12 protein-coding genes are annotated in these 13,048 nt (G+C 46.7%); 4 read left to right on the top strand and 8 right to left on the bottom strand.

Annotated features, from left to right (window positions below; all coding sequences use genetic code 11):
* Positions 1–51: 51 nt before the first annotated feature.
* Genes AB4Y93_RS05190 through AB4Y93_RS05180 form a run of 3 tightly spaced genes read right to left on the bottom strand, consistent with a single transcriptional unit; the run spans position 52 to position 3,957 of the window.
* Positions 52–1,140, bottom strand: a complete 1,089-nt coding sequence (locus AB4Y93_RS05190; RefSeq protein WP_441889674.1) for an ABC transporter ATP-binding protein — start codon at positions 1,138–1,140, stop codon at positions 52–54.
* Positions 1,137–2,834, bottom strand: a complete 1,698-nt coding sequence (locus tag AB4Y93_RS05185) for an ABC transporter permease (protein ID WP_441889672.1) — start codon at positions 2,832–2,834, stop codon at positions 1,137–1,139. Before AB4Y93_RS05185 ends, AB4Y93_RS05190 begins: the two co-directional genes overlap by 4 nt.
* 1 nt (position 2,835) lies before the next feature.
* Positions 2,836–3,957: an ABC transporter substrate-binding protein gene (locus AB4Y93_RS05180; protein WP_441889670.1), complete on the bottom strand. Its 1,122-nt coding sequence runs from the start codon at positions 3,955–3,957 to the stop codon at positions 2,836–2,838.
* A gap of 168 nt (positions 3,958–4,125) precedes the next feature.
* On the opposite strand from AB4Y93_RS05180, the gene AB4Y93_RS05175 reads away from it, so the two are divergent.
* From AB4Y93_RS05175 to AB4Y93_RS05160, 4 genes are all read left to right on the top strand, one after another.
* Complete coding sequence (locus AB4Y93_RS05175) at positions 4,126–5,034, top strand: LysR family transcriptional regulator (RefSeq protein WP_441889668.1); 909 nt, start codon at positions 4,126–4,128, stop codon at positions 5,032–5,034.
* An 88-nt stretch (positions 5,035–5,122) separates the two neighbouring features.
* Entirely contained in the window at positions 5,123–6,760 is a 1,638-nt protein-coding gene (locus AB4Y93_RS05170; RefSeq protein WP_441889666.1) for a spore germination protein, read from the top strand.
* Positions 6,761–6,782: 22 nt separating this feature from the next.
* Positions 6,783–7,886: a GerAB/ArcD/ProY family transporter gene (locus AB4Y93_RS05165; RefSeq protein WP_441889664.1), complete on the top strand. Its 1,104-nt coding sequence runs from the start codon at positions 6,783–6,785 to the stop codon at positions 7,884–7,886.
* Positions 7,879–9,072 (top strand): Ger(x)C family spore germination protein, encoded by a 1,194-nt coding sequence (locus tag AB4Y93_RS05160; protein ID WP_441889662.1) that lies wholly within the window; start codon positions 7,879–7,881, stop codon positions 9,070–9,072. Before AB4Y93_RS05165 ends, AB4Y93_RS05160 begins: the two co-directional genes overlap by 8 nt.
* Before the next feature lie 64 nt (positions 9,073–9,136).
* On the opposite strand, the gene AB4Y93_RS05155 is transcribed toward AB4Y93_RS05160, so the two are convergent.
* From AB4Y93_RS05155 to AB4Y93_RS05135, 5 genes are all read right to left on the bottom strand, one after another.
* Entirely contained in the window at positions 9,137–9,994 is an 858-nt protein-coding gene (locus AB4Y93_RS05155) for a TolB family protein (RefSeq protein WP_441889660.1), read from the bottom strand.
* A gap of 28 nt (positions 9,995–10,022) precedes the next feature.
* Complete coding sequence (locus tag AB4Y93_RS05150) at positions 10,023–10,628, bottom strand: pentapeptide repeat-containing protein (RefSeq protein ID WP_441889657.1); 606 nt, start codon at positions 10,626–10,628, stop codon at positions 10,023–10,025.
* Between the two features lie 97 nt (positions 10,629–10,725).
* The gene (locus AB4Y93_RS05145) at positions 10,726–11,112 is read right to left on the bottom strand and encodes a GIY-YIG nuclease family protein (protein WP_441889655.1); all 387 of its coding nucleotides are present in this window, start codon (positions 11,110–11,112) and stop codon (positions 10,726–10,728) included.
* A gap of 228 nt (positions 11,113–11,340) precedes the next feature.
* Positions 11,341–12,306, bottom strand: coding sequence for a hypothetical protein (locus tag AB4Y93_RS05140; RefSeq protein WP_441889653.1), 966 nt, complete (start codon positions 12,304–12,306; stop codon positions 11,341–11,343).
* 235 nt (positions 12,307–12,541) lie between these two features.
* The gene (locus tag AB4Y93_RS05135; protein WP_441889651.1) at positions 12,542–12,997 is read right to left on the bottom strand and encodes an SRPBCC domain-containing protein; all 456 of its coding nucleotides are present in this window, start codon (positions 12,995–12,997) and stop codon (positions 12,542–12,544) included.
* Positions 12,998–13,048 lie beyond the last annotated feature (51 nt).

The following is a 13,048-nucleotide window of genomic DNA, read 5'->3' as shown; positions in this document are numbered from 1 at the left end:
TACAGACCGCTTCCAATCGGTACAGTACAACTGTCTCTTCAACTTTAAGCTTTATGCAGATTGCTGAGGGAATACAAAAGCATCTGATGCGCTGATATGCAAGCTGCCTTCCATACCCGCATCCAAATAATCGTCATTTAGGAATGAAATCGGCTGACCATCTGCGGTCTTCGCCAGCACCCTCCAACGTTTACCTTCAAATACACTATGCAGGATATGAACAGGCAGATGATTGGCCTGCGTCGAAGGAATTGACTGCCAAATTGCTGAATCCGGACGGAACAGCAGATCAACAGAATCTGCTCCTTCCGCTTTCGAATAACCAGGCGAAATTCCAACAATCTCATGCTCGGCAATTCGAACCGTCGCATGCTCACCATGACGGACAAGCTTACTCTTTAATCGATTGCCTGCGCCAAGCAGCATGGCTGCTGACAAAGTGGCCGGCCGGTCATAACAAACCTGCGGACGATCAATCTGATCAACAGCACCAGCACGCATAATCATAAGCCGGTCTGCCATCGCAAATGCTTCATCTGGATCATGTGTCACATGGAATACCGTCGTACCAAGCTGACGGAGCAAGTAAGCCATCTCGGAGCGCATCTCGATGCGGAGCCTCATATCCAAATTAGACAATGGCTCATCAAGCAGCAGCAGATCAGGCTTTGTCGCCAGCGCTCGCGCAATCGCAACACGCTGCTGCTGACCGCCGGATAATTGCGGCGGAAGCCGATCCTCAAGACCCTCCAGATGCAATAGCGCCACCAGCTCTGCGATTTGTTCGCGGATTGCGGCTGCAGGGATCTTTTGCCTGCGTAAACCATAAGCAATATTATCGTAGATCGTCATATGCGGCCATAACGCATAGTCCTGGAATACCATGTTGATTCCACGTTTCTCTGGCGGAACTAATCGCGATACCGTTGCCACTGTTGCTCCACGCAGGCGGATTTCCCCCTCATCCGGCTGCTGCAACCCCGCGATAAGCTGAAGCAAAGTTGATTTGCCGCAGCCGGAAGGTCCAAGCACACTAATTATTTCGCCCTGCTTTACAGAGAAATTGATATCTCGCAAAGCCATATGAGAGCCGCCATAGGATTTCCCCAGTCGTTCAACTTCTAATATTGTGTTGGTCATTGTTTTACTCGCTTTCTTGAAGGTTTTATGAGCAGCTCCATCACAGCAATAATGAGAATAACAATACCCCCGCCCGTCAGCGTGGCAGCTGCCGCGTATCCAAACTGCAAATCCTCGAATGCCTTGTTAATGACGACTGGAAGTGTCATGAAGTTAGGCGGATACAAGATGGAGGAGATCGCCAGATCGAATACGCTTGCGCCAAATGCGGCAAGACCAGCATAGAGAAGCGCTCCTTTAATTAAGGGAACAAGAATGGAAATTACCCTCTGGTGGAAGGAAGCACCTTGCATCTGCGCTGCAGACAATAACTGTCTTGGTACTTTGGCCATCGCTCCAATAACAACCCTCGTAATGACCGGGATAACCCCCGCTACACTAGCCAGGATAAGGATCCACGGCGTGCCGTAAAGCAAGAGTCCGATTTTCTCCAGCCATGCTTGATTCCAGATGAAGATGTAGCCGATTCCTAGTACAATCCCCGGCACGGCCAGTGACACAAGCGAAATCACATCAATCGTCTTGCGAAGCTTGAACTGCGAATAGGTCAAAACGTATGCGACAAGGAAGCCAACTAGTAGACCTATAACAGCCGCTATTGCAGCAATCTCTAGGGAATGGGCAAGCCCTTCGAGCAAGGTTTCATTATCTCCACCGAACAAAGCTTTATAATAATCAAGCGTCAGCTCCCGCCCTTTGCCTGCGGATGAACTGCCGGATATAGACGTGAGCAGGTTGGAGCCAAATGGAATACCAATCACAACAGCTAGGAAAACGATATTGCCGATAATGAGATAAATCCCGCCTTTACGCGGTTTTTTCGGTTCTGATCGAGTAGCCCGTGATGATAAGAAATCATACCGGGACTTGCGCATCGCATACAGCTGAACGCTCATCGCGAGTGCAATTAAGAGTACCAAATAAAAAGATAACGCCCCGGCCATATCGAACCGGATCGGTGATGTATACAGAGCCGAATAAATCGAGTATGGCAAGGTCGGAAAGCGGAAAATCGTTGCAATCGATGCCGGCAGACCAAAGTCGCCTACGGTATCCATAAAAACAAGCATCGCACCCGAGCAAATAGCCGGAAGCAGCAGCGGAGCTTCAATCGTCCGCCATACCGTCCATCTCGATCCTCCGGATAAACGCGCCGCCTCACTGAGTCGGTCAACTCTCCACTCTAAGGCGGAATAGACCGTCAAATAAGCAAGCGGAAACTTACTAAGCGTCATGACGAAAATAAGTCCAATCGGCTGGAAAATAAACGAGTGCAGACTTTGCCAGCCAAACCACTGTGCGGCAAGTCCGTCAGCTGATGCAAACATAACCCAGCCTTGCGCCAGTATGAATGACGGCGTAATGATTAGAATCCACACCGCAAAATCCAGCAGCCGTGCGCCGCGGAACGCCCAATTGGCACGAGCCATAGCAATGGCTGTCCCAACAATCGTCCCCAGAACCGTAGTGCCTATTCCCAGAGTAACGGAGTTTTTGAATGACACATACCAAAGCGGCCGTCGGAACACATCAAGCAGCAGTGATAAATTCCCGAGCTTCAAACGACCAAAAAATACTCCCGGCAGGAGTACTTGGATCACAACAGCAATTAGCGGCAGTAATATAAGTAGGAAAAGGACGGCCAGCACGAGCCAGCCAGTCCGGTTTCCTTGTGATGGGTATCGGAACCTCACGTTATTTGACCGCTTTATCCGCAAACCATTGCTTAATCTCGCCTTCATGCTCGCCAGCCCAGCCCGCTTCTGCCACAACCAGCTTCGCATCTGCCGCACGATCAGCCTTGGCGTTAACTCCTTTTACGGATGGTTCGAAGTAGCTTTCATCACCTTTATCAATTAATGCCTGCTGGGTTGCCGGATCAAGCAGGAATTCAACAAATGCTTTTGCAGCATCCAGATGCTTGGATTCTTTTTGAATCGCCGCTACACGTACCGATGCAGGAGCACCTGCAGCTGGCCAAATAATATCAACCGGTTCACCTGCATTTTTGAGGGTGTACGCATTACTCTCTTGCAAAGCTGCTGCTTTGATCTCACCGTCAGTTAGTGCTTTTGCTACGTTAGGGTTTTTCGGATACACATGCACATCATTTTTGAGCAGGCTGTCAAAATAGCTTTTGCCTTTATCCATGCCTTCCGATTGGAAGAACCATGCTACAAACGGATAAGCTGGGGCTGCTACAGCTGGATCAGCCATACCAACTGCACCTTTGAATTTGGCATCAAGCAGGTCATCCCATGTTTTTGGAGCGCTGTTTGCGTCAAAGGCTTTCGTGTTATACACGATAACGGATGCGGCATGCTCACCTGTTGGGAAGTAAGTATTGTTAGCTGGAACAAGACCTTCCGCAAAGTCCGTTAAGCCGTCCAGATTGCCTGGTGCCCAGCTGTCCAACAGCTGTCCGTTTTTGCCCATTTGGTCGATTGTAGGCATGGAGTCCATCCATACAACATCCCAATGCGGATTACCTTTCTCCGCTTCGATCCGGGAAGCGATCTCTGCCCCATTACCAGAGACGATCTCAAGCTTATAGCCTGTTTTCTCTTCGAACATTGGTTTTACGATATCATCAAAGTCGTTCAAATACACAACAAGCGGATCACTCTTGTCAGCTGTATCTGCAGCCGGGCTTTCCGTAGCGGTTGGCTCCGTGCTTGCTTCTGTAGTTGCTGCAGCATTAGCAGCTGCCGCTGTATTCGACTCATTATTGCTGTTGTTGCCACATGCCGACAGTGCTGCTGTTGCCATCAATACGCTGACAAGCATTAGACCCTTCATTTTATATCCATTTACCATTTCTCTTACCCCTCCAGTATCTTCTTCTTTCATTCTCAGATTAACGAGGTTTTGTAAATGGAAGATTAAGCGAATGATAAGATTACATGAAATAACATCTATCCATATTGATAGGTTCATCGAAATTATCTATAGTATGGCAAGAAGAGATGAGGAGATGAACCCAAGATGAATATCCAGCAGCTACGCGTATTTGCACATGCAGCACGTCTATCCACCTTAACAGAGGTAGCCGCAGAGCTTCAGCTCAAGCAGCCAACCGTAAGCTTTCATTTGAAAAAACTCGAGGAAACAATAGGTGTGGAGCTGTTCTATAAACACCCCCGGCAGCTGCGTCTGACCGATGCAGGACAAACGCTTCTTCCTTATGCCAAACGGATCTGTGCCCTGCTGGATGAATCCAGCCAACTGATGAAGGAGCATCGGGAGCAAGGACGTGGACAATTAAAAATAGGTGCCAGTTATACGCCTGCAACGTATTTCCTGCCGCCTTATTTGGCTGCTTTTCAAGCCAGCTATGAGAAGGTAATGCCGCAAATGACGGTAAAGAAAGCCGGAACCGTTATGAAGCTGCTGAAGGAATTCGACATTGATGTTGCGATTGTATCGTTAATCGTACGACCGTTGGATGACGTGGAGATTATCCCGCTTGCAGATGATGATCTGAAGCTGGTTCTGCCGTCTAACCATCCGCTCACCCAGCAAGAGCACATTACAATCGAGGATCTTAGAACGCAGTCCTTCCTTCTGCATGAGCATGGCTCGACTTCCAGGGAGCTGTCCGATCTGTGGGCTAGAGACAACGGACTGCAATGGCAGGTTGGCATGGAGCTTGGGGCTATTGAGACGATCAAGGAATCTGTCAAGCATGGCATTGGTGTTGGTATTCTTCCATGGCGGAGTGTAACAAGAGAAGTAGAGTCGAAGGAGCTTGTCCTTCGCGATTTACCTGGGAAAGTCCAGCAGCGCCATATCTGTCTGGCTTATCGGAAGGAAGATATGATGGCCTATCATGTCCGGACATTTATCCAGTATATGAAGGTTTCCTTCCTTGACCACCTGACAACTTCCGGTTAATTATTATTGCTTTGTGACTAAAATCAAGCAAACTTTGGAAAACTTGAAAGACACAGTAGTTAAATGCAGCTTAGGGAGGAATACATCCTTGTCTTTCCTGTCTTCCATCGTTGATCATATCCCGAACTGGAGTGTTTTTTGTCAGGCTGTTATTGCACTCCTTGTTCCAATCATGGCCTCGAGGATGTATAAAAAGCTTCGTTCTTTCGTTGGAAGTGGCAGGAGCATTGACACCAATACTACGGATCAAAATTTAGACTCCACTCCTGCCGCCACACCTTTCAGTGGAGATTACCAGTCCGATTTACATGCTATTCATACGAAAATTGGCAGCAATAGCGACTTACATACCAGAGAACTTCCGTTGACAAAGCTGAATACGCGAGGAACACTGTTTTGCGTAAATGGCATGCAAAATGAACGAGTTCTTAATATGAAGATTATGGAATTTTTAATGTTTAAGGCAACAGACGATTTGCTGGCCGATCCAAGCAAAGCTGAGGATTTGCTTCCATTCAGCAGCCTGTCCACTATTTCCGATATCGACAACTTTAATCGCTCTGTACTGTTCGGACATGCTGGTCTACTTATCGAAGGCATGCCGTATGGCCTGCTGATAGAGTTTCCCAACGGGGCTAACCGTTCGATTGAGGAGCCTGTGTCTGAAGCTTTGATTCGAGGTCCAAGACTCGGTTTCTCAGAGGTATTGAGCGAAAACACGTCTATGCTGCGCCGCCAAGGTTTTAGCGACCAATTGGAGATGAAAAGCTATCGCGTTGGTACACGATTACAGAAGGATCTTGTACTTGCCTACATGAAGGATATCGTTAATCCTGATCTGCTTCAGGAGGTTCAAACTCGAGTCAGTAACCTGAATTCAGACTTCCTTGCTGATTCCGGATATATTGAACAATTAATCGAAGATAACTATTTAAGCCCTTTTCAACAAGTTCAGAATACCGAACGTCCCGACCGGGTCATCAATGCTTTACTGGAAGGACGAATTGCTATTTTGCTGGACGGAACTCCTTTTGCTTTAATCGTTCCCGTTACCTTTAGCATGCTTATTCAAACTCCTGAGGATTATTACGAGCGATGGATACCGGGCTCACTGCTGCGGATGCTGCGTTTTGGAGCTGCATTCGTGGCTTTAATGGGTCCTGCTCTTTATATTTCGTTAATTGCCTTTCATCCCGGTCTGATTCCGACCGAGCTTGCTCTATCCATTATCGAGACAAGGCAGGGTGTTCCATTTCCCGCGCTGATCGAAGTACTCATCCTTGAAGTCTCCATTGAAATATTACGGGAGGCGGGGATTCGATTACCGAAGCCAATTGGACCTGCCATGGGCATTGTTGGCGGTCTAATTATCGGTGACGCAGCCGTTCAAGCGGGGATTGTTAGTCCCTTCCTCGTCATCGTTGTAGCAGTAACTGCAATCTCCTCCTTCTCGATTCCAACCTACAGCGCTGGAGTCACGCTTCGCCTCCTGAGGTTTTTAGGTATGTTATTCGCAGCGTTCCTCGGGATGTTCGGAACGGTTCTATTCTTCTTGTTGCTGTGCAGTCATCTGACCAAATTAAAGAGCTTTGGTGTTCCTTATCTCACTCCGGCATCTCCATTTCGGGCAACGGACTGGAAGGATCTCTTTTTCCGTGCCCCTCTCTCCCTGATGAAGCGGAGACCGGCTATGCTGAAGACAAAGGACAGCAAACGAAAATCATAAGGATATCGTTAGGAGGATTACCTTGTTCAATCGTACAGATGATAAAATCACGACTTCGCAAGCGGCTGTCTTCCTAACGAATACGGTGCTTGGCGCCGGAATTCTCACCATGCCCCGTTACATTACCCAAGCAATGAAGACTCCTGATTCCTGGGTAACTATTCTGCTCGGCGGTATCATCGTCATGCTGGCTATTCTTCTCATGGTCAAATTATCTCAACAGTTTCCGGGGCAGACAGTCTTTCAGTACGCCCGCAAAATTGCCGGGAAGTTTCCCAGCAAATTACTGTGTCTGCTGCTAGTCGTTTATTTTATCATGATCGCGGGCTTTGAGATCCGATCTCTCGCAGAGGTTACGCTGTTCTTCCTACTGGAAGGTACGCCAATCTGGGCTGTTATTCTTCCATTTATTTGGGTAGGCACTTATTTGGTCTTAGGTGGCATTAATTCTATCGCCCGGGTTTTTCAAATCATTTTCCCGATCACCATATTAGTGCTGCTCGCTTCTTACGGATTTAGCCTTCGTTTGTTCGATATCAACAATTTTCGCCCTGTTCTCGGCAACGGCGTTCTCCCAGTCCTTCATGGCTTAAAGTCTTCTGTCTTGGTCTATACGGGCTCGGAGGTTGTCATGACTCTGGTTGCCTTTATGCAGCATCCCAACCAAGCTGTCAAAGCGATGATGGGAGGCATTGCGATTCCATTCGCCTTATATTTTCTTACGATCGTCTTCGTTATAGGTGGTCTCTCCATAGATTCGGTCATCACCAGTACCTGGCCAACGATAGACTTGATTAGAAGCTTTGAATACACAGGTTTTTTTGTGGAACGATTGGAATTTCCGTTAATGGTTATTTGGCTGATGCAAATGTTCTGCAATTTCTGCAGTTTCTTTTTCCAGGCCTCTCTCGGGATATCTCAATTATTTAAATTTTCGGTTACTCCTGTCATCTATGTTATGGTTCCTATAATCTTCCTGGCGGCAATGGTGCCGAGGAGTCTTCAGGATTTATTTGCCCTCGGTGACGCCATCGGGACGATAGGACTAACACTGTTTGTGCTGGTGCCTGTTCTGCTCTCGTTCATCTGGATCATACGGAAAAAGGGATTAAAACAACATGTATAAAACATATAAAATCCTATTCTTATATCTTCTCCTTCCTTTCGTATTGACGGGCTGTTGGAGCAGTAAAGAAATCGAAGATCTTGCCATGTACACCGGCATAGCGCTTGATATTGGACAACCGGCTCCTATCGAGAAGGAGTTCGAAGCGAAAGGTGCGGAATATTCCAAGAACAATAAGGTAATGACCACCCTCCAGATTGTTCCGATGAAAACCATAGGCACTAAAGACAAAAACAATACAGGTACAAATAAACCTTATCTCAATGTCTCTGGCAGTGGTGATTCCATACTGGAAATCTTCCGCCAGTTCTCTATCCGTCTTGATCGGCCAATTATCGGACACCATCTTAAGGTCATTGTCATTTCCTCTAAATTGCTGAGAAAACAAACAATTGAGCAGGTAACTGACTTTGTCCTGCGTGACAACGATATTCGTCCCAGCACCAAGGTGTATATCAGTCAGGGTGAAGCCAAGGAAACACTAGAATCTAGTGAGCCCAATGAAGTACCTTCCTTCCATATTACGGGCATGTACCGAAATCAACTGAGAACCAGCAAAGTGCTTGATTCCGTTACTCTATCCAAATTAGATGCATTGATGAAAACGAAGAAAAGCTTTGTTTTGCAGAATATTGTATCAGGAGGCGGGGAATTGGAATTTTCCGGGGCTGGCATCATAAAAGGAGCTTCCGGTCATTGGATCGGAAACTTAAATCAAGAAGATGCGGAGTGTCTCGCTTGGATTACACAAAAAGGGGAAACTGGATCGATTAAAGCCTATGACTGGGACAACCAACCGTTAACTTATGAAATCAAATCGATGAAGAGCAAAATCACCCCCCATGTGAATGACGGGAAAATATCCTTTAAGGTTCATCTCGCTGTGGAAGGACGCCTCATTGAAACCTGGAACAAAAATAACATCCCTTCTACAAGTTACTATGCTGAGAAAACCAGTCAGATTATTGAGGAGAAATTGACCCAAATGGTACAAGCGCTAATGAACAAGCTGCAATCCATATATAAAGTAGATGTTGCCGGATTCGGTCACCGTCTTGCCATTGTGTACCCTTCTGTCTGGAAGCAGGTGAAAGAGGATTGGGATGAAACGTTCAGCCGTTCAAAGGTCAACTTCACCTACGACATAAAGGTTACGGATTTTGGTTCATTAACTAAACAACAATAGCTGTATATGAAAAAGCCGCCTGCTGTCATCCACGAATCAGACAGCAGGCAGCTTCCATGTACAATTATTTGTCCAATCGATAACTCACAAAAGCAAGCTGCTTGCTGTCTGGTGACCAGGAGTTGACGTTGATCGTCCCTTGCCCGCCAAACAGCTGAACAAGCGTGCGGTATTTACCGCCAACGCTTGACATTAGGCGGATCTCCACATGCTTGTTCGCCGGGTGATCACCTGGTTCAACATCGCCTTTCTGGTAGGTAATATAGGCAACCGCCTGACCGTCAGGCGATACATGCGGGAACCAGCTGTTGCTCTCGTCAAACGTCATTTGTGTCTGCTCGCTGCCATCAGCCTTCATCCGCCATACCTGCATCAGACCCGTTCTAACCGAGTTGAACCAAATATACTTGCCATCCGGCGAATATTCCGGACCATCATCAAGGCCTGGGGTATCCGTCAGCTGTACTTCTTCGCCGCCAATCGCTGGAATCGTATAAATATCGTATTGGCCTTTTCGTTCCGCACAATATGCAAGTGTATGCCCATCAGGCGACCAACCATGCAGATAGCTTGGTCCCATTGGTGTAACCAATACTGGATCTCCACCATCCAGTGGGAAAATATAAATACGAGACTGCCCATCTTCCTTCGTATGATGACTCACAGCCAATTCCGAGTTATCAGGAGAGAGGACATGATCGTTATTGCAATGAATGGCAAAAGAAGAATAGATCTCTTTGCTTTCACCTGAAGCGATATCAAAACAATAAATCCTGCCCTTGCTGTTATAAATAAATGTTTTGCCATCGCTTGTCCAGTTGGGTGCTTCGATTAAATAATCGAATTGCGCCAGGATGCGGCGCTCGCCTGACTCTACATCAACTGTCTCCAGAAAACTGGTGATGCCTGCGGATTCCGCCATACTCGTTTATCCCCTTGTTTACGAATCGTTATTCTACCTTTGCGCCAAGCGACCTCAGCAGCATAATCCCCTGTGCGGTGTCCATCCGTGCGCCCTTCACATGAAGCGCTTGCCATGGTACACCTTCCAGCTCCGCCCCTCGCAGATCAGCGCCGCTCAGATTGGTTTGCGTCAAGTTCGCACCTGTGAAATCACATTTACGAAGATCGGCTTTTTCAAGTGACGCACCCATAAGATCCGCCTCTACGAAACGAACCTCCTTCAAATTTTGCTTATCCAATTTAACATGCCTTAAATTCGTATACGACCAATCGCCTTGTACAATCGTAATCCCATTCAACTCTGCGCCTGTGAAGTCAGAGCCTGTCATTTTACAAAATGAAAAATTAGTTACGAACAGATTCGCATGTTCAAAGCGGCAGTTCGTAAAGGCCGACTCCGTGTGAATAGAAGCATTGAGCAAGGCGCCGTGGAAATCACATTCCATAAATCTGCAGCTCGATGTTGAAGCTTCCTCTAAGGAGGTATTGATAAATTTGCATTTAATAAATGTACAGCGGGTCAGCTCGGATTCCCTAAAGTCTTGTCCGCTGAAATCAATACCTTCGAATTGTTCGTCCGTATAAGTCAACATAGATCACACCTCCTGCTCGTTGATAGGTTAACGATTAGAGAGAGAATTGTCAATCTATGTGACAGGCTTCGCTTTCTGAAGGTTATTATATTTAAATCTAATTGGCCCGAGGCCGGCGGTTATAGCCAATCTGCTCATAAGGCTGAAGCTTCTCAATCCATAACTCAAGGAGTGCGTCGACTTCCGCCTGATATTTTTTCAACTCGGAACGGTCGTTCAGATGCTCCTCGCGTGGCTTGATTGAATCCAGCTCTTCAAAGACAAAACAGCTGGCACCATATTTGTTCCAATCCTGCTGTAATTCAAATACAGTGTTCATATTTGTCTGCTGCATAAAGGCCAATCGGTTTTTCGCCCCATCAAGATCCATGCTGCCTAATACTAGTATTTTGCCGTTCTCTACATTCCGAATTTGATAGACGCCCATCCGACGAAAAGATTGCGAATAGGCTGTTCCTAGTTCTCTCTTGCGTTGCTTTTCCATTGTTTGATCATCTCCTCCATACTTATTTACTAATTTACTAAACAAGTAACGAATTCAAAGATAGCATATGCTCTGGCTATGCGTCAACATAAGCCCAAACCAAATAACTCGTATGGGATCAAAGGGACTAGGTGCTTTTTCCAGATTGGCTAACGAATTCGTAAGCTTGTCCACGACAACGAATAAAAGCGCCGGGATGCCATGTTCATCCCAGCGCTTTCTTTATTATTAGGCAGTTAACTTAATGATTCTCAACGACGCACTAGCAATTGGCTGGTCTGCCACCCCGCCAAACGGCGGATATTGGATGACCGCGCTTATATTGATCGCGACTTGTGTACTTGTTGGCGGTATAAGAGCACGAAGCTCCACTACATCACCCGCAGCTAATCGTGCAATGGCAGTCGCCCCTACATTATTAACTTGCTGACCATCTGTGACAGCAAGCCCTGAAGTGGTCGCCGGATGTAACACCCCATTAATGAAAATCCCAAATGCACAATGGGTTGGCGGCGGCAGGAAGGAAACGCTCCAATCTGTTGTATAATCGCCTGCAGTCGGTACCGTCAGAGAAGTAGCCGTGGCTATAATTCCACCTGCCATAACGGATGACGGCTGATCAAATTGATTAAACCGAACAGCCTGACCGTTGATTAATGTTTGCGCCGCATTGTCATAAATGTTGGCATAGGCAGGCGAGAATGCTCCGGCCGGTCCTTGCTCTCCTTGAGGTCCTTGAGCTCCTGCCGGACCTTGTATACCCTGCACACCTTGCGGCCCCACTGGACCTTGAATACCTGTAGGCCCCTGCGGACCTGTAGGCCCCTGCTTTTCAAAAATATTAATCGTATTATTAATTTGATTGATCATTGTATTAAACGTATTTTGCTGCACAGTCGTTAAGTTAACGGTCTCCATGATAATAAACAGCTCGTTGATAATAAGTTGCTGTTCAATAACCTTATCAATGATAGACACTTCTATTCTTCGAAGCAGATCAATGAAATCTCCAATCAGCTTCAGAAGCAGCTTTTTGCGGCACATTCCGGATTTCCCTACAAAGTCCATCAGCCGGCTATTTTGCATCATTAACCCACGATTATGCTCGGCATCCATGTGTGTAAGCGCTGTTGGAAGCTCATTATTGATGCCTTCCAAGATACTAATTAAACGTGCAAACTCAGCATCCGTCATACTAATTCTGCAAGGTTTTCTTTTATGACGGCAAATAATCTTGCGTTTACAATGCTTATGCTTTTGGGATTTCCGGGTTACGGCTGTCAAACCTGCACCTCCAAGGTTGTTGTCCCGCTAATCTATGTCGGACAAGAGCCCCATGGTATATGCACTTGTCATGCTTGGCTTAAAAAAGGCTATTCTCACAAAAAAGCCGTGTAAATGGAAGATCCATTTACACGGCTTTATCCAATTAACGAGCTTCAGCGAATCTTTTGATTGCATCCATATAATCGGACTCCGGATAGCTTGCTTTCGCATGCTCATATCCCCGATTTCCTGCTGTCCAATTACAGGTAAACACCAAACGTGTTGCCTCCCCTTCAGGAATGAGCTTAAAAGTCATATCGCAATAGGTCGTCTCATGATTGGGATCATAAGCTGGTGCAGCATGCTGCTCATAGGCGAATTCCACATTAGGCTCATAGAGGCGGACAAAACCATACACATGAAGAGTATTATCCCCATCTGCACCTTGACCTCGGAACTCAATACGTGCTCCTGGTTCAAACGTGGAGTCGATTGAACAGCCAAACAAGGTTTCTCTTGTTCCTTCTGATGTCGTAATGGCTGCCCATACACGATCTTTTGGAGCCTGTATGAGACTTTCAAATGTAAGCTGATTACGACCTAATTGAACGTCTTGCATTCTATCACATCCCAACATTGGAATACACTCTAGCCTAGCATAACACGAGGA

This window comes from Paenibacillus sp. YAF4_2 (genome assembly GCF_052113225.1).
In the GTDB taxonomy this organism is placed as follows: domain Bacteria; phylum Bacillota; class Bacilli; order Paenibacillales; family Paenibacillaceae; genus Pristimantibacillus.
Note: the sequence above shows the minus strand (reverse complement) of the source record. Positions and strands in the feature narration are given on the sequence as shown.